The following is a 14,911-nucleotide window of genomic DNA, read 5'->3' as shown; positions in this document are numbered from 1 at the left end:
TCGATGTACCCGCCCGAACTGCCGCCGCTGCCCGCGCTGACCCGCGCCGAGTGCGAGCTGGTGGACAACTATCTGGCCGTGGTCGATCTGCTGGCCCGGATCAATCCGGCGCGGGGCGAGGACACCTACCGGGGGCTGCGCGCGGCCCAGGCGCTCGTCAGCCGCGCGACGGCGCTGCGGGACGCCCTGACGCTGATGCACCAGCGCGGAGAGAGCGAGGTGCATGCCGCAACCCTGACACGGGCTCTTCGCGTCTTGGACGGGGAGAGGCGAACACAGAGGGTCACCTTGCCGCCAGAAACTGTCAGTTGAGGTCGCCGAGCATCCCTCGCCCGTCCGACCCGTCTGGGTCCGGGGTGAAACGGCCCGGATGGTGTACCCCCGAATGGCGTAGACGTTCGTCCGTCAAAAAGCCCTTCGGAGTTGCGTCACGGCTGTACGCGGGCACCGGAATTCACCGTTCCGCCGCTGGTACGAGCATGGTCGGGCGTCGCGCCCGGGGCCCGAAAGCCGCACCGTCCACCTGAACGGGCCAAGCGTGAGGAGCCTCACTTACCGCCGGTTCAGCTCGGTTTTCGGGACACGAGTGCGTGAAGATCCCTTCCGACGACAAGCCCCCGCCGCCGCGGCGGGGCGGTCCGTGCGGACGCCGAGTCCTGCCGCCGCACGGATGTCAGGTCGACAGAAGTGGATCGGCAGGAGTGGAGGACCCAATCACGACGGGTCACCGGCACACCTCGTCCGAGGCGTGACCGAGGGGCCCTTGGGGTGAAGCCGCATCACGCGGCCGGGCATCTTCGCCAGCCCGAACCCGACAGGTCATCCTTCGCAGGCGGCTGACGAAGGGTTGCGCATGACTGCGCTCGATCGTGTCCCGTCGCTGCTGACCAGGGCCGGTACCGCCTCGGTCCTCACCCTCGCCGTGGCGGGAGCGGGACTCATGGTCCCCGGCGCCGCGCCGGAGGCATCGGCTGCGGCGGCCTCGACCAAAGCTCTCCAGGTCGCGGCTTCCAAGAAGGGAGCGCCCTACAAGTGGGGCGCCGCGGGCCCGCACCGGTTCGACTGCTCCGGCCTGACGCTCTACTCGTTCAAGCGGGCGGGCAAGAAGCTGCCCCGTACCGCAGCCCAGCAGTACAACAAGACGCGTCATATCCGTGCGGCCTCCCGCACCCGCGGTGACCTGGTCTTCTTCCACTCGGGACGGAGCGTTTACCACGTCGGCATCTACGCCGGCAAGGGACGGATCTGGCACTCCCCGAAGACCGGGGACGTGGTGAGACTGCAGAAGATCTGGACGAAGAGCGTCTGGTACGGCCGGGTGCGCTGACGCCCCTCGCCGGACCGCAGCGCCGCAGGTGAGGCGGGCCGGGCGCCAGGCCCGCCCCCTGTGGCCGCTGAAGACCGGCCGAGATCGCTTTCGATTGAAATCATCACTATTGGTTACTCATGCCGATATGAGCGAGCGCAACGAGACCCCGTTGGAGCGTGCCGACCGCAACTTCGGTGAGCTGCTCCAGGAGCTGCGTGTCGTCCAGACCGGCGTGCAGTTCCTCTTCGCCTTCCTGCTGACGCTCGCCTTCACGCCGCGCTTTCCGGACCTGGACTCCGTGCAGCGCGCCACGTACGTGACGACGCTGCTCCTCGCGGTCGTGGCCGCGGCCCTGCTGACCGCGCCCGCCGCGGTGCACCGGGTGCTGTTCCAGATGGGGGCCAAGCCGCAGATCGTGCAGGTCTCGTCGCGGCTCGCGGCCTTCGGGATGGTCGTTCTCGTGCTCGCCCTGTCCGGGTCCGTGCTGCTGGTCGTCGACGTGACCCTCGATCGCGGCGCCGGTGTCGCGGCGGGGGCCGGCACCCTCCTGGTCTGCGCGGGACTGTGGGGAGCGCTGCCCTGGGCGCTGCGCCGCACCCTCACCCGAGCAGAGGCTCGAGAAGAAGGACGAGGGCCAGGAGGACCAGAGCGCTCCCCGTGACGGCTTCCACCGCGCGGGCGGTGCGCGGCCTGCGCAGCCACCGGCCGAGCCGGTCCACCAGCAGCGCGACCGCGGGGAACCAGAGCAGCGCGAGCACCACGACGATCGCCGACAGGACGGCCGTGCGCGGCAGCGCAGGACTCCCCTGCGGCACGAACTGCGGCAGCACGCTCAGGAACGTGATCGGCGCCTTCGGATTGAGCGTGTTGGTCAGGAATCCCTGGCGCAGCGCACCACCCGTGGGCCCCCGCCCCTGCGGACCGGCATCGGCGGCGGCGCGCTCGGCGAGCGGGCGCCACGCGGACTGGAGCGTCCGGACGCCGAGGTACAACACATAGGCACCACCGGCGAGTTGGAGGGCCCGGAAGAGGGCGGGTACGGCGGTCAGGACCGCGGCGACGCCGGCCACGGCGAGCGTCGTGTGGACGAGCAGACCGCCCGCGACACCGAGGGCGCAGGCCACGCCGGCGCGGCGGGAGACCAGCGAGTTGCGTACGACGACGGTGAAGTCGGCGCCGGGCAGGGCGACCATGCCCGCGGCCACGCCGGTGAAGGCGATCAGTTGAGCGTCCATGGCGGCCAGCCTGCCCGAGTCCGGCCTTCAGCAGGTATGTGCAATATTCTGGGTCTGCCTAAAGCGATGCTTTACCCCTGCCGCCCGCGCCACCCCTTTGGAGACCGCGTATGTACGACCCGACGCGGCTCGCCGCCCTGGTGGCGGTGGCGGAGGCCGGTTCGATCACGCGGGCCGCGCGGCGCCTCGGATACACGGTGCCCGCGCTCTCCCAGCAGCTCGCGAAGCTGGAGCGGGAGGCCGGGACGGCGCTCCTCGTACGCCACCACCGGGGCGCACGGCTGACCGGCGCGGGCGAGGTCCTGGTGACGACGGCCCGCCGGGTGCTCGACGAGATGGAGCGGGCGCGGCACGAACTGGCGCAGCTGGCCGGACTCTCGGGCGGGCGGCTGCGGCTCGGCACGTTCACGACGGCGGGGATGCATCTGCTGCCGCCCGCGCTCACCGCGTTCCGCCGGGCGCATCCGGAGGTGGAGCTCACGGTCGCCGGCTACGAGCCGCCGCTCGGGATCGCCGCGGTGGCCGCCGGCGAGGTGGATGTGGCCCTGACCCACGCGTACGAGCCCGCGACCGCGGCCGCGGTGCCCGCGTCGGTGGTCCAGGAGCCCGTCCTCGTGGAGGAGCTGGTGCTCGTGACCGCTCCGGGGCATGCGCTGACGGCGGGGACCGCGGGGGCGGCGCGGCTGCCGCTCGGGGAGCTGGCCGGGCAGCCGCTGATCAGCATGGCGCCGACGCATCCGCCGCGTCAGGGGGTCGAGTCGGCGCTGGCGCGGGCCGGGGCGACTCCGTCGGTCCTGGTGGCGACGCCGAGCTATGTCCTCGTGTGCGCGCTGGTGAGCGCGGGCCTCGGGGTGGCGGTGGTGCCGGAGATGGTGGCGCGGATGTCGGCGACCCCGGTCGGCACCCGGCGTCTGGAACCGGGGGATCTGCGGCGGACGATCTCGATGGTGCACCGGGCGGACGAGACGAACCCGGCGGTGGACGGCTTCCGGGCCCTGCTGCGCGGCGCCTTCGGCCGTACGGTTGTGTGACGGATCGTCAACAGGGCTGTGTGGGGCGGTCGTTGGAGCCGTTGACCGAGTGGATCCAGGGCAGCGCGATCCATACGGTCTTGCCGCCCTCGGCGGTGGGGCTGACCGAGAGTCTGCCGCCGCACTCCGCGGTGAGGCAGCGGATGATGACCATCCCCCGGCCGTTGTCCTGCTGGACGGCGGCCGGGAGACGCTTGGGGTAGCGGGGGTGGCTGTCGGTGACGCCGATGCGCAACTGCTCGTCGCGTTCGAGTTCGATGTCCACGGTGAACGTGGGTGACTGGCCGAGGGTGTGCTGCACCGCGTTCGTCGCGAGTTCGGAGACGATCAGGCGGACGGTGTCGGCCGCTTCGGTGTCTCCTGGCATCCCCCACTCCGCCAGTACGTTGCTCACGTACCGGCGGGCGGCGGACACCGAGGCGGGATCGCTCGGCAGCGTGACGGATGCTTCCTGGTGGTCTGCCATGGCGACATCGTCCCTTTCCCGCCGGGGCCGCTTCTCCGCCCGCGGCGGATCGCTCTCGCTCGGCCCCCGACTGCTGCTTCGCGCCAGAGTGCCACTTCGATGTCCCCCAAGGGTGGCGATCCCTCAAGATATGCATATATCTGTCGCTCGAAGCGGTGAACTCTGCGACGGCAGACCGTATTTGGGCGCGCGCACGCCCGTTCCTCTACCGTCTGCTCAGGAGCCGCCCAAGACCCAGGCCGCAGGAGCCGAGGAGTCCCTATGAAGTACGGTCCCGCGGTACGCCGCCGCAAACTCGGTGCGGAACTGCGCGCGTTGCGCGTCCGGGCCGGGCTCACGAGCGGCGAGGCCGCGCGCCTCGTCGGCTGGCACCAGTCCAAGGTCAGCCGGATCGAGACGGGGCGCAGCGGCGTGAAGCCCTCCGATGTCCTGCTGCTGCTCGACGCGTTCGACGCGCAGGACCCCCGGCTGCGGGAGCTGATCGTCGCGCTGGCCGGCGCGGAGGACACGGGCGGGCGCCATTGGTGGCACGCCTATCGGGGGCTGCTGCCGCCCTCCTACAGCGACTTCATCAGTCTGGAGTCGCAGGCCTGCCGCATCCGGACGCTGGAGACGAGCGTGGTGCCGGGGCTGTTGCAGACGCCCGAGTACGCACGTGCCGTGACGCGTTCGGTGCTGGTGGGGATGCCGGAGCGGAACATCGACGCCCTGGTGGAGGTGCGGCTCGCGCGGCAGGACGTGCTGCGCGGGCAGCCGCCGTTGCAGATGAACGCGGTGCTCGATGAGGCGGTGCTCCGGCGCGAGGTGGGCGGGAACGGCATTCTCGCCCGGCAATTGACGCACTTAATGGCAGCAGCGCATATGCCGAATGTCCGAATTCAGGTGCTGCCGTTCTCCGGAGGCAGCCACATCGGCATCACAGGCCCTTTCGTTGTGTTCTCATTTCCGAACACAACTGATCTGGATGTGGTTGTTCTCGACCATTTGACGAGTAGCCTCTACCTCGAGCGGAAAGAAGACCTCAAGGCGTACACGGACGCCTTCGACGCTCTTGTGCTCCACGCCCTTTCGCCCGAGGACTCGTTGGAATTCATCGCACAGCTCGCCGGGCAGACGAGGTCGCCGACGCCCCGTCGTGCCACGGCACTGCGTAAGGAGGCACCATGACCGCACTGCCTCGGCACGTTTCGTCCGTACCTTCCAGCACGACGCTCCACGGCGCGCGGTGGCGGCGAAGCAGCCGCAGCACCGGCGCCAACAACTGCGTAGAGACAGCCCCCCAGACCTCGGGGCCCCTGACCGGCCTGCTCGCCGTGCGCGACTCCAAGCGCACGGCGGGTCCCGCCCTGCTGTTCGCCCCGTCCGCCTGGACGGGGTTCGTCAACTCCCTGCGTTGACAGCTCCCTTGGGAGCAGTACGGCTGATCACCCGTACGGCCTCGGCGACCTGACCGTCGGTGAGGTCGGCGCGGGCGGTCAGCCGCAGCCGTGAGATGCCGTCGGGCACGGACGGCGGGCGGAAGCAGCCCACCGCGAGTCCCTCCGCGCGGCAGTCCGCGGCCCAGCGCACCGCATCCTCGGGCGAGGGCGCGAGCACGGAGACGACGGCGGCGTCCGGCCGTACGGCGGAAAACCCTGCCCCGGTGAGGAGTTGGTGCAGCGACAGTGCCACGTGACGGCCGCGCGCCGCGCGCTCCGGCTCCCTGCGCAGCAGTCGCAGGGCGGCGAGCGCGGCGCCGGTCGCGGCCGGCGCGAGGCCGGTGTCGAAGATGAACGTACGCGCGGCGTTGACGAGATGCTCGATGACATGGGCCGGTCCGAGCACAGCTCCGCCCTGGCTGCCCAGGGACTTGGAGAGGGTGACGGTGACGACGGTGTCGCCCGCGCCCGCGAGGCCCGCCTCGTGCGGGGCGCCGCGGCCGCCGTCGCCGAGCAGGCCGAGCCCGTGCGCGTCGTCGAGGATGAGTCCCGCGGCGAACTCCCGGCAGACGGCGGCCAGTTCACCGAGCGGTGCCCGGTCTCCGTCGACGGAGAAGACCGTGTCCGAGACGACGACGGCAGGGCCGTCATGTGTTCCCAGGGCCTTGCGGACGGCCTCGGGATCGGCGTGCGGCACGACCTGGGTGGCGCCGCGGGCCAGCCGGCACCCGTCGATCAGGGACGCGTGGTTGCCCGCGTCCGAGACGATCAGTGAACCGTGCGGGGCGAGCGCGGTCACGGCCGCGAGGTTGGCCGCGTAACCGGACGACAGGACGAGCGCGGCCTCGAACCCGCAGAACTCGGCCAGTTCACGTTCCAGTCGGGTGTGCAGCTCGGTGGTTCCGCTGACCAGGCGCGAACCGGTGGCACCGCCGCCCCACTGCCGGGCGGCCTCGGCGGCGCCCTCGACGACCTCCGGGTGCCGGGACAGGCCCAGGTAGTCGTTGCCCGAGAGGTCGAGCAGCGGGGAGTGCGCGGGGCGCGGCCGCAGGACGCGGGTGAGGCCGGCGGCCGCACGGCCGCGGCGCTGCTCCTCGATCCAGCCGAACGGTGCTGCGGGCGGTGTGGTCGGTGCGGACGGTGCTGTCATCGGGTCCCCGTTTTGTAGGTAACGCACAGACCCTAACCGTCCCGCCACAAGGCCAGGGTGTGGCGATACCCACACATCGAACCTTGTCCTTTGTGCAAAGTCTCCTTTCGCCGGAGCGTCCTCATAGGCAAGGATCAGGCTCCATGGACCTGCTGAACACGCTGGTGGACAAGGGGCTTCGGCGCGCGTTGCCGAGCCGTGAAGAGGCGCTCGCCGTGCTGGCGACGACCGACGACGAACTGCTCGACGTGGTGGCCGCGGCCGGCAAGGTGCGCCGCCAGTGGTTCGGGCGCCGGGTGAAGCTGAACTACCTGGTGAACCTGAAGTCGGGCCTGTGCCCGGAGGACTGCTCGTACTGTTCCCAGCGCCTGGGGTCGAAGGCGGAGATCCTCAAGTACACGTGGCTGAAGCCGGACGAAGCCTCCAAGGCGGCGGCCGCCGGTGTCGCGGGCGGCGCCAAGCGCGTCTGTCTGGTGGCGAGCGGGCGCGGGCCGACGGACAAGGACGTCGACCGGGTCGCGCAGACGATCGACGCGATCAAGTCGCAGAACGAGGACGTCGAGGTCTGCGCCTGTCTGGGCCTGCTCTCCGACGGCCAGGCGGAGCGGCTGCGCGGGGCGGGTGCGGACGCGTACAACCACAACCTGAACACGTCCGAGGCGACGTACGGCGACATCACCACGACGCACACGTACGCGGATCGTGTCGACACCGTGCAAAAGGCGCACGCGGCCGGTCTGTCGGCGTGTTCCGGGCTGATCGCGGGCATGGGCGAGAGCGACGCGGACCTGGTCGACGTCGTGTTCGGCCTGCGTGAGCTCGATCCGGACTCGGTTCCGGTCAACTTCCTCATCCCCTTCGAGGGGACACCCCTGGCCAAGGAGTGGAACCTGACGCCGCAGCGGTGCCTGCGGATTCTGGCCATGGTCCGCTTCGTCTGCCCGGACGTCGAGGTGCGGATCGCGGGCGGCCGCGAGGTGCATCTGCGCTCGATGCAGCCGCTGGCGCTGCACATCGCCAACTCGATCTTCCTCGGCGACTACCTGACCAGTGAGGGCCAGGCCGGCAAGGCGGACCTCGACATGATCGCGGACGCCGGGTTCGAGGTGGAGGGCGCCGACCAGGTGACGCTGCCCGAGCACCGGGCCGGCGGCTGCGGCTCGGTGTGCGGTTCCGAGGCCGCCGCGGCGGAGCCCCAGGCTCCGGGCGAGGCGCGGACCGATCTCGTCGCCGTCCGCCGCCGGGGCGCGGGGACGGATCTCGCCCCCAATGCCTGAGCTCGACACCGCTGCCCTGCTCGACCTCGACCGGCGCCACGTCTGGCATCCGTACGGGCCCATGCCGGGCCGGCAGCAGCCCCTGGTCGTCGAGTCGGCGGCCGGGGTCCGGCTGCGGGTCGCCGGGCACGGCGATCTCGTGGACGGCATGTCGTCGTGGTGGTCGGCGATCCACGGCTACAACCACCCGGTGCTCAACGACGCGGCGCGCGGTCAGCTCGACCGGATGAGCCATGTCATGTTCGGCGGGCTCACGCACGAGCCCGCCGTCCGGCTCGCCGAGCGCCTTGTCGACATGTCGCCGGAGGGTCTTGAGCACGTCTTCCTGGCCGACTCGGGCTCGGTGTCGGTCGAGGTCGCCCTGAAGATGTGCCTGCAGTACTGGCGCTCGCTCGGCCGGCCCGAGAAGCGCCGGATGCTGACCTGGCGCGGCGGCTACCACGGCGACACCTGGCAGCCGATGTCCGTGTGCGACCCGGAGGGCGGGATGCACGGGCTGTGGGCGGGCGTCCTCGCCGAGCAGGTGTTCGCCGACGCGCCGCCGACCGAGTACGAGGAGTCGTACGCGGAGCATCTGCGGGACACGATCGAGCGGCACGCGCACGAGGTGGCCGCGGTGATCGTGGAGCCGGTGGTGCAGGGCGCGGGCGGGATGCGGTTCCACTCCCCCGCGTATCTGAGGGTGCTGCGCGAGGCGTGCGACGCGCACGACGTGCTGCTCGTGTTCGACGAGATCGCCACCGGGTTCGGGCGCACGGGCGCGCTGTTCGCGGCGGAGCACGCGGCGGTGACGCCGGACGTGATGTGCGTCGGCAAGGCGCTGACGGGCGGCTATCTGACGATGGCGGCGACGTTGTGCACGCCGCGGGTCGCGGACGGGATCTCGCGGGGCGAGGTCCCGGTGCTCGCGCACGGGCCCACCTTCATGGGCAATCCGCTGGCCGCCGCCGTGGCCTGCGCCTCGATCGACCTGCTGCTCGGCCAGGACTGGCAGGCGGAGGTCAAGCGGATCGAGTCCGGACTTCGTGACGCCCTGTCACCGGCCGTGGATCTGCCGGGGGTTCGGGATGTACGGGTCCTCGGCGCGATCGGGGTCGTGCAGCTCGACCACGACATCGACATGGCGGCGGCGACCCGGGCGGCGGTCGCGGAGGGCGTGTGGCTGCGCCCGTTCCGCGATCTCGTCTACACCATGCCGCCGTACATCACCGGCGACGAGGATCTGGCACGGATCGGGCGCGCGGTGTGCGCGGCCGCGCGGGAGGGCTGAGCGGGATGACGGTACTGGTGGTCACGGGGACCGGGACCGAGATCGGCAAGACGGTGACGACGGCGGCGCTGGCCGCGGTCGCCGTGCGGGCCGGGCGTTCCGTGGCGGTGCTCAAGCCCGCGCAGACCGGGGTCGCACCGGGCGAGCCCGGGGACGTCGACGAGGTGGTGCGGCTCGCGGGGGACGCGGTGACACCGGTCGAGCTGGCGCGTTTCCCGGAACCGCTGGCGCCCGGGACGGCTGCCGCGCGGGCCGGCCTCGATCCCGTACGGCCCGCTCACGTGGCGGAGGCGGCGCAGAAGTTGGCCGCCTCGCACGATCTGGTGCTCGTGGAGGGCGCTGGCGGTCTGCTCGTGCACTTCGACGAGCGGGGGTCGACGCTCGCGGACGCGGCGCGGCTGCTCGGGGCGCCGGTCGTGGTGGTGGCACAGGCCGGGCTCGGCACGCTGAACGCCGTGCAGCTGACGGCCGAAGCGCTGCGGGCGCGGGGCCTGGAGCAGGCCGGGGTCGTGATCGGCAGTTGGCCGGCCGAGCCGGGTCTCGCGGAACGGTGCAACGTCGGGGATCTGCCGGGCGTCGCGGGCGCCGGGCTCCTCGGTGCCGTACCGGCCGGGGCGGGCGGCCTGGAGGCGGCTGACTTCCGTGCGGGGGCCGGGAGTTGGGTCGGCCCGGAGCTCGGTGGCGGATGGGACGCGGCGGAGTTCGCGCGACGGACGCGGCCTCCCGAGTACCGCTGAGCGCGGTGAGGGAAGCGGCGCCGGGAAACAGGGGTGCCGCTTCCGGTCCGGGGCGGGCCGCACGGGGAAGAATCGGCATACATCCCCGTGACCTGACGTCGTACGAAGGAGGGTCCCATGGCGGCCCGCATCCCGACCCCCGGCAGGAAAGCGGCGCGTGACGCCGTGCACCATCCCCTGTTCGCCCGGTTCTACGCCCGGACGAGCCTGAAGGCAGAGCGCGTGATGGGCCCCATCCGTACCGAGCTGCTCGCCGGGCTCACCGGGCGCGTCCTGGAGGTCGGGGCGGGCAACGGGCTGAACTTCGGGTACTACCCGCGCTCCGTCTCCGAGGTCGTCGCGATCGAACCCGAGCGCGAGCTGCGGCAGTTGGCGGTCGAGGCGGCCCAGCGCGCGGATGTGCCGGTCGATGTGGCGCCGGGTACGGCGGAGGCGCTGCCGGTGAAGAGCGAGGGGTACGACGCCGTGGTCCTGAGCATCGTGCTGTGCAGTGTGCGCGATGTGCCGCGGGCCCTCGCCGAGGTGCGCAGGGTGGTGCGGCCCGGCGGTGAGGTGCGGTTCTTCGAGCACGGGCGGGCGCCGGGGCGCGGCATGCGCGCGGTGCAGTCGGCGGTCGACGCGACGGTGTGGCCGTTGCTGTTCGGCGGCTGCCGCACCGGGAACGACACCCTGGGCGCGCTGCGCGAGGCGGGGTTCGAACTCGGCGCGTACCGGAGCCTGTTGGTACCGGAGCACGGGCCGCGCGTCCCGACGTCGTACTGCGTGCTCGGTACGGCGCGGCGCCCCGAACTCAGCGACGAGTGACGCGCGCGGGTCCGCCGTGCGCACGACTGGGGCTCACAGGCTCCATGTGCGGAGTTCCTTCTCGATGTCGTGGATGCTCACCGAGCCGTCCTTGACCAGCCGGGCCAGCTCGCGGACCTGCTCGGGCGCGATGACGACCTTCTGGCCGCTGGCGACGAGGTAGGCGTAGGCGACGGCAGAGGCGAACATCGCGTTCGAGCGCTCCAACGCCGGTACGTGGATGAGGAGTTGGAGCAGCGACGCGGCCCGGGAGTGCGCGCTGTCGTAGACCGGGATGTCGAATATCCGGGCGTCGTGGCGGGCCACGGCGGCGGCGAGCGCGCCCCAGTCGGTGACCTGCGGGTCCCCGGGGGTCTTCTGTTCGGCGACCATGAGGAGCCACGCGAGATCGATACGCAGATGCGGTGGCCGCGGTGCGTCGCTCAACGGGGCGCCGCCGGCCTTCCCGGTCCCTGCTCCTGGTCCGCGCCGAACTCCTCGGCGAAGACGCTCTCGTACCGCTTCATGAAGTCGGCCGCGGCGTCGACGAACGTCCGGCCCAGCTCACCGGCGTCCCGCCGCACCAGCTCCTCGATGTACCGGTTCACACTCACCCCGCGGGCGAGCGCGCGCTCCTTCGCGGCGCGGGCGGTGGCCTCGTCCACTCGCACGTTCAGCTGCGTCTTCGCCATGCCCTCCACGCTAGCGCCCGTGCGCTAGCACCCGCAAGACGGCGCCCGGCGGGCTATCCTCGAACCCGACCCGTTGGACAACTGACTTACAAGGTAAGGGAGTTGGGGTGGGGGGAACGGATGTGGTCACGGATGTGGTCGCCGCACGGGCCAGGGGCCTGACCAAGGCGTACGGCTCCGGCGAGACCCAGGTACTGGCCCTCGACGCGGTGGACGTGGACATCGCGCGGGGCCGTTTCACGGCGGTGATGGGGCCTTCGGGCTCGGGGAAGTCCACGCTGATGCACTGTCTGGCGGGGCTCGACACGGTGTCGGCGGGGCAGGTGTGGCTCGGCGACACCGAGATCACGGGGCTCAAGGAGCGGGAGCTGACGCGGCTGCGGCGCGACCGGATCGGCTTCATGTTCCAGTCGTTCAACCTCATCCCGACGCTGAACGCGGCGGAGAACATCACGCTGCCGATGGACATCGCGGGCAAGTCGCCGGACGCGAAGTGGCTGGAGCAGGTGATCGACACGCTGGGGCTGCGGGACCGGCTGAAGCACCGTCCGGCGCAGCTGTCCGGCGGTCAGCAGCAACGGGTTGCCTGCGCACGGGCGTTGGCGGCGCGCCCCGAGCTGATCTTCGCGGACGAGCCGACGGGGAACCTGGACTCGCGGGCGGGCCTGGAGGTCCTCGGGTTCCTGCGCGAGGCGGTGGACGACCTGGGGCAGACGGTGGTCATGGTGACGCACGACCCGGGCGCCGCCGCCCACGCCGACCTGGTGCTCTTCCTCGGTGACGGGCGCCTCGTCGACGAGATGCGCGAGCCCACCGCCGAGGCGGTCCTGGAGCGGATGAAGCGGTTCGACGTCGTGCGTGGCGCCGCCTCCGACGCGACGGAAGCGGCCGGAGCGACTCAGGCGACCGACGCCACCGACCCGCACCTCCCGCGGACGTAGCCATGCTGAAGGCGACGCTGCGGAGTTTCCTCGCGCACAAGGGACGTCTCGTGCTGTCGGCGCTGGCCGTGGTCCTGTCGGTGGCGTTCGTCGCGGGCAGTCTGATCTTCTCGGACACGGTGTCGCGCACCTTCGACCGGCTCTTCGCGTCGACGTCGGCGGACGTGCGGGTGAGCCCGAAGGACGACGACCTCGACGAGGCGGTGCCGTCGGGCGAGGTGCGCACCCTTCCGGCCTCACTCGCCGCGCGCCTCAAGGGAGTTGAGGGCGTCGCGGACACGCACGTCGACGCCGGGGTGGAGAACATCACGGTGGTCGACCGGCACAACACGTCGGTCGGTCCGACGACGGGCGCGCCCACGATCGCCACCAACTGGGAGCCCACCGACCGCAGTCCGGTGCGTCTGACGTCCGGGCGCGCGCCGCGGGGCGAGGGCCAGGCGCTGCTGGACGCGGACACCGCCGACAAGAAGCACGTACGGATCGGGGACACGCTCACCGTCATGGCGCAGCCGGGCTCCTTCAAGGTGGAGATCGTCGGCATCGCGACGTTCCACACCACGAACCCCGGCGCCGCCCTCGTCTTCCTCGACACGGCGACCGCGCAGCGCAAACTGCTCGGCGGGCCCGGGCGCGCGACGAGCATCTCGGTGGACGCGGCGCCCGGCGTCAGCGACGCGGCCCTGAAGAAGAACGTGGCCCAACAGCTGGGTACCGCCTACGACTTGAAGACGGCGGACGAGGACGCGAAGTCGTCGGCCGAGAGCCTGGGCGGGTTCCTCGACATCATCAAGTACGTGATGCTGGCCTTCGCGGGGATCGCCACGCTGGTCGGCATCTTCCTGATCGTCAACACGTTCTCGATGCTGATCGCCCAGCGCACAAGGGAGTTGGGGCTGCTGCGGGCGCTCGGCGCCGACCGGCGGCAGGTGCGGCGCTCGGTCCTGACGGAGGCGGTGCTGCTCGGCCTCGTCGGCTCCACGATCGGCCTGGCGCTCGGGATCGGGCTCGCCGCGGGTCTGATCAAGCTGATGGGCGTCTTCGGGATGAACCTCAAGTCCACCGAGATGGTGGTGGGTTGGGGCACACCCGTCGCGTCGTACGTGGTCGGCGTCGGCGTCACGTTCGTGGCCGCCTATCTGCCGTCACGGCGCGCAGCCCGCGTCTCGCCGATGGCGGCGCTCGCCGACGCGGAGATCGCGGGGGTGGGACGGCCACTGACCGTGCGGGCGATCGTGGGCGCCGTGGTGGCCCTCGCGGGCGCGGGCGCGCTCGTCGGCTGCGCGGCGGCGACCCGGACCGCGAGCGCCTCCCTGCTGCTCGTCCTCGGGATCGTCCTGACACTGATCGCGACGGTGGTCGCCGGGCCGCTGCTCGTACGGCCGGTCATTCGGGTGCTGGGCGCCGCGTTCCCCGCCGTGTTCGGGTCGGTCGGGCGGATGAGCCAGCGCAACGCGCTGCGCAACCCGCGCCGCACCGGGGCCACCGCGGGCGCGCTGATGGTGGGCCTCGCACTGGTCGCGGGGATGTCCGTGGCGAGCGCGTCGATGAGCAAGTCGTTCGACCAGCAGATCGACAAGACGCTCGGTGCCGACTTCACCGTGCAGAACGCTGGCTTCCTGCCGTTCCCGCAGGAGGTCACCGAGAAGATCCGGGCCACGGACGGCGTCGGACTCGTCGTGCGTCAGCGCTTCGCGCCGGTCGCGGTGCGGCTGCCGGACGGCAAGCGGGTCAGGACGACCGCGGCCGGCTGGGACCCGCGGCTCGACGACGTCGCACACGTCACGTACGCGGCGGGTGGCAGCGCGCAGTCCCTCGCGCCGGGGCGCATCGGGCTCCGGAAGGACTACGCGGACGAGCACCGGGTGCGCGTGGGCAGTGTGCTGCCGGTCGAGTTCCCCGGCGGGCGCCACGCCTCGCTCACCGTCGGCGCGCTCGTCGACCAGGAGGGCAACGACTTCGGGATGGCGGGCGGCTTCTACATGGGCCTGCCCACGCTCGTGAAGTACGTGCCCGGAGGCCAGGACTCCGCCGTGTACGTGAACGGGGCGTCCGGCACGTCGGCCGACACCCTGCGCGACCGCCTGGAGAAGACGCTCGACCCGTATCCGCAGGTCCAGGTGCGCGACCTCGCCGACTACAAGGAGCTGATCCACGGGCAGATCGCCGTGCTCCTCTACCTGGTGTACGCGCTGCTCGGCCTCGCGATCGTCATCGCCGTCCTCGGCGTCGTCAACACCCTCGCCCTGTCGGTCGTGGAGCGCACCCGGGAGATCGGGCTGCTGCGCGCGATCGGGCTCGCGCGGCGGCAGCTGCGGCGCATGATCCGTCTGGAGTCGGTGGTCATCGCGGTGTTCGGGGCCGTGCTCGGCCTCGCGCTCGGGCTGATTTGGGGCGTCGCCGCGCATCAGGTGCTCGCGCTGGAGGGCATGGAGGCGCTCGCGATCCCCTGGCCGACGATCGTCGCGGTGGTGATCGGGTCGGTCGTGGTGGGGCTCGCGGCGGCGCTGCTTCCGGCGTTGCGGGCGTCGCGGTTGAACGTATTGGCGGCGATCGCGCACGAGTGACGCGAGGAGCGCTTGCAGGCGGGGCTCGGCCATGA

General features: G+C 71.7%; 17 protein-coding genes and 1 riboswitch. Of the genes, 12 read left to right on the top strand and 5 right to left on the bottom strand.

Features of this window, described 5'->3' with window-relative positions:
* Nucleotides 1-3: 3 nt before the first annotated feature.
* From AB0L37_RS17540 to AB0L37_RS17530, 3 genes are all read left to right on the top strand, one after another.
* Nucleotides 4-312: a hypothetical protein gene (locus tag AB0L37_RS17540; protein WP_365505659.1), complete on the top strand. Its 309-nt coding sequence runs from the start codon at nt 4-6 to the stop codon at nt 310-312.
* Nucleotides 313-637: 325 nt separating this feature from the next.
* Nucleotides 638-850, top strand: a riboswitch (cyclic di-AMP (ydaO/yuaA leader).
* A 3-nt stretch (nt 851-853) separates the two neighbouring features.
* The gene (locus AB0L37_RS17535; RefSeq protein WP_365505455.1) at nt 854-1,327 is read left to right on the top strand and encodes a C40 family peptidase; all 474 of its coding nucleotides are present in this window, start codon (nt 854-856) and stop codon (nt 1,325-1,327) included.
* Nucleotides 1,328-1,454: 127 nt separating this feature from the next.
* Nucleotides 1,455-1,970, top strand: coding sequence for a DUF6328 family protein (locus AB0L37_RS17530; RefSeq protein WP_365505452.1), 516 nt, complete (start codon nt 1,455-1,457; stop codon nt 1,968-1,970).
* Here AB0L37_RS17530 and AB0L37_RS17525 read toward each other — a convergent pair.
* Nucleotides 1,909-2,544 (bottom strand): LysE family translocator, encoded by a 636-nt coding sequence (locus tag AB0L37_RS17525; RefSeq protein ID WP_365505450.1) that lies wholly within the window; start codon nt 2,542-2,544, stop codon nt 1,909-1,911. The genes AB0L37_RS17530 and AB0L37_RS17525 overlap by 62 nt on opposite strands.
* 110 nt (nt 2,545-2,654) lie before the next feature.
* Between AB0L37_RS17525 and AB0L37_RS17520 the strand changes: the two genes are divergently transcribed.
* On the top strand, nt 2,655-3,575 hold the full coding sequence (locus AB0L37_RS17520; protein ID WP_365505447.1) for a LysR family transcriptional regulator: 921 nt from the start codon (nt 2,655-2,657) through the stop codon (nt 3,573-3,575).
* A gap of 7 nt (nt 3,576-3,582) precedes the next feature.
* Here the strand turns inward: AB0L37_RS17520 and AB0L37_RS17515 are convergent, their stop codons facing one another.
* A complete protein-coding gene (locus AB0L37_RS17515; RefSeq protein WP_365505445.1) occupies nt 3,583-4,041 on the bottom strand; it encodes an ATP-binding protein in 459 nt (152 codons plus the stop codon).
* A gap of 261 nt (nt 4,042-4,302) precedes the next feature.
* On the opposite strand from AB0L37_RS17515, the gene AB0L37_RS17510 reads away from it, so the two are divergent.
* Nucleotides 4,303-5,208 (top strand): helix-turn-helix transcriptional regulator, encoded by a 906-nt coding sequence (locus AB0L37_RS17510; protein WP_365505442.1) that lies wholly within the window; start codon nt 4,303-4,305, stop codon nt 5,206-5,208.
* Nucleotides 5,205-5,438, top strand: coding sequence for a DUF397 domain-containing protein (locus AB0L37_RS17505; protein ID WP_365505439.1), 234 nt, complete (start codon nt 5,205-5,207; stop codon nt 5,436-5,438). The genes AB0L37_RS17510 and AB0L37_RS17505 overlap by 4 nt, the downstream gene beginning before the upstream one ends.
* On the opposite strand, the gene AB0L37_RS17500 is transcribed toward AB0L37_RS17505, so the two are convergent.
* A complete protein-coding gene (locus AB0L37_RS17500) occupies nt 5,422-6,609 on the bottom strand; it encodes an 8-amino-7-oxononanoate synthase (protein WP_365505437.1) in 1,188 nt (395 codons plus the stop codon). The genes AB0L37_RS17505 and AB0L37_RS17500 overlap by 17 nt on opposite strands.
* A gap of 143 nt (nt 6,610-6,752) precedes the next feature.
* Here AB0L37_RS17500 and bioB point away from each other — a divergent pair, with 143 nt between their 5' ends.
* The 4 genes from bioB to AB0L37_RS17480 all read left to right on the top strand — a co-directional run bounded on the left by bioB (nt 6,753) and on the right by AB0L37_RS17480 (nt 10,697).
* Nucleotides 6,753-7,886, top strand: coding sequence for a biotin synthase BioB (gene bioB, locus AB0L37_RS17495; protein WP_365505435.1), 1,134 nt, complete (start codon nt 6,753-6,755; stop codon nt 7,884-7,886).
* A complete protein-coding gene (locus AB0L37_RS17490) occupies nt 7,879-9,156 on the top strand; it encodes an adenosylmethionine--8-amino-7-oxononanoate transaminase (RefSeq protein ID WP_365505432.1) in 1,278 nt (425 codons plus the stop codon). Before bioB ends, AB0L37_RS17490 begins: the two co-directional genes overlap by 8 nt.
* Before the next feature lie 5 nt (nt 9,157-9,161).
* Nucleotides 9,162-9,893, top strand: a complete 732-nt coding sequence (gene bioD, locus AB0L37_RS17485; protein WP_365505429.1) for a dethiobiotin synthase — start codon at nt 9,162-9,164, stop codon at nt 9,891-9,893.
* Nucleotides 9,894-10,010: 117 nt separating this feature from the next.
* Entirely contained in the window at nt 10,011-10,697 is a 687-nt protein-coding gene (locus tag AB0L37_RS17480) for a class I SAM-dependent methyltransferase (RefSeq protein ID WP_365505426.1), read from the top strand.
* A 33-nt stretch (nt 10,698-10,730) separates the two neighbouring features.
* Here AB0L37_RS17480 and AB0L37_RS17475 read toward each other — a convergent pair whose 3' ends face one another.
* A complete protein-coding gene (locus AB0L37_RS17475; protein ID WP_365505656.1) occupies nt 10,731-11,069 on the bottom strand; it encodes a fic family toxin-antitoxin system, toxin component in 339 nt (112 codons plus the stop codon).
* A gap of 50 nt (nt 11,070-11,119) precedes the next feature.
* Complete coding sequence (locus AB0L37_RS17470) at nt 11,120-11,368, bottom strand: toxin-antitoxin system HicB family antitoxin (RefSeq protein WP_365505423.1); 249 nt, start codon at nt 11,366-11,368, stop codon at nt 11,120-11,122.
* A gap of 107 nt (nt 11,369-11,475) precedes the next feature.
* Between AB0L37_RS17470 and AB0L37_RS17465 the strand changes: the two genes are divergently transcribed.
* Both AB0L37_RS17465 and AB0L37_RS17460 read left to right on the top strand, forming a co-directional pair.
* Nucleotides 11,476-12,309 (top strand): ABC transporter ATP-binding protein, encoded by an 834-nt coding sequence (locus AB0L37_RS17465; protein WP_365505420.1) that lies wholly within the window; start codon nt 11,476-11,478, stop codon nt 12,307-12,309.
* Between the two features lie 2 nt (nt 12,310-12,311).
* On the top strand, nt 12,312-14,876 hold the full coding sequence (locus tag AB0L37_RS17460; RefSeq protein ID WP_365505417.1) for an ABC transporter permease: 2,565 nt from the start codon (nt 12,312-12,314) through the stop codon (nt 14,874-14,876).
* The last annotated feature ends 35 nt before the right edge of the window (nt 14,877-14,911 follow it).

The organism is Streptomyces sp. NPDC052225, assembly GCF_040679615.1.
GTDB lineage: Bacteria > Actinomycetota > Actinomycetes > Streptomycetales > Streptomycetaceae > Streptomyces.
The sequence above is the reverse complement of the archived record's forward strand: the minus strand, read 5'-3'. Positions and strand labels throughout refer to the sequence as shown.

Excerpts from the sequence above, each read along its gene's own strand:
- AB0L37_RS17540 (WP_365505659.1), top strand. The coding sequence starts at position 4 with ATGTACCCGCCCGAACTGCCGCCGCTGCCCGCGCTGACCCGCGCCGAG.
- AB0L37_RS17535 (WP_365505455.1), top strand. The coding sequence starts at position 854 with ATGACTGCGCTCGATCGTGTCCCGTCGCTGCTGACCAGGGCCGGTACC.
- AB0L37_RS17530 (WP_365505452.1), top strand. The coding sequence starts at position 1,455 with ATGAGCGAGCGCAACGAGACCCCGTTGGAGCGTGCCGACCGCAACTTC.
- AB0L37_RS17525 (WP_365505450.1), bottom strand. The coding sequence starts at position 2,544 with ATGGACGCTCAACTGATCGCCTTCACCGGCGTGGCCGCGGGCATGGTC.
- AB0L37_RS17520 (WP_365505447.1), top strand. The coding sequence starts at position 2,655 with ATGTACGACCCGACGCGGCTCGCCGCCCTGGTGGCGGTGGCGGAGGCC.
- AB0L37_RS17515 (WP_365505445.1), bottom strand. The coding sequence starts at position 4,041 with ATGGCAGACCACCAGGAAGCATCCGTCACGCTGCCGAGCGATCCCGCC.
- AB0L37_RS17510 (WP_365505442.1), top strand. The coding sequence starts at position 4,303 with ATGAAGTACGGTCCCGCGGTACGCCGCCGCAAACTCGGTGCGGAACTG.
- AB0L37_RS17505 (WP_365505439.1), top strand. The coding sequence starts at position 5,205 with ATGACCGCACTGCCTCGGCACGTTTCGTCCGTACCTTCCAGCACGACG.
- AB0L37_RS17500 (WP_365505437.1), bottom strand. The coding sequence starts at position 6,609 with ATGACAGCACCGTCCGCACCGACCACACCGCCCGCAGCACCGTTCGGC.
- bioB (WP_365505435.1), top strand. The coding sequence starts at position 6,753 with ATGGACCTGCTGAACACGCTGGTGGACAAGGGGCTTCGGCGCGCGTTG.
- AB0L37_RS17490 (WP_365505432.1), top strand. The coding sequence starts at position 7,879 with ATGCCTGAGCTCGACACCGCTGCCCTGCTCGACCTCGACCGGCGCCAC.
- bioD (WP_365505429.1), top strand. The coding sequence starts at position 9,162 with ATGACGGTACTGGTGGTCACGGGGACCGGGACCGAGATCGGCAAGACG.
- AB0L37_RS17480 (WP_365505426.1), top strand. The coding sequence starts at position 10,011 with ATGGCGGCCCGCATCCCGACCCCCGGCAGGAAAGCGGCGCGTGACGCC.
- AB0L37_RS17475 (WP_365505656.1), bottom strand. The coding sequence starts at position 11,069 with ATGGTCGCCGAACAGAAGACCCCCGGGGACCCGCAGGTCACCGACTGG.
- AB0L37_RS17470 (WP_365505423.1), bottom strand. The coding sequence starts at position 11,368 with ATGGCGAAGACGCAGCTGAACGTGCGAGTGGACGAGGCCACCGCCCGC.
- AB0L37_RS17460 (WP_365505417.1), top strand. The coding sequence starts at position 12,312 with ATGCTGAAGGCGACGCTGCGGAGTTTCCTCGCGCACAAGGGACGTCTC.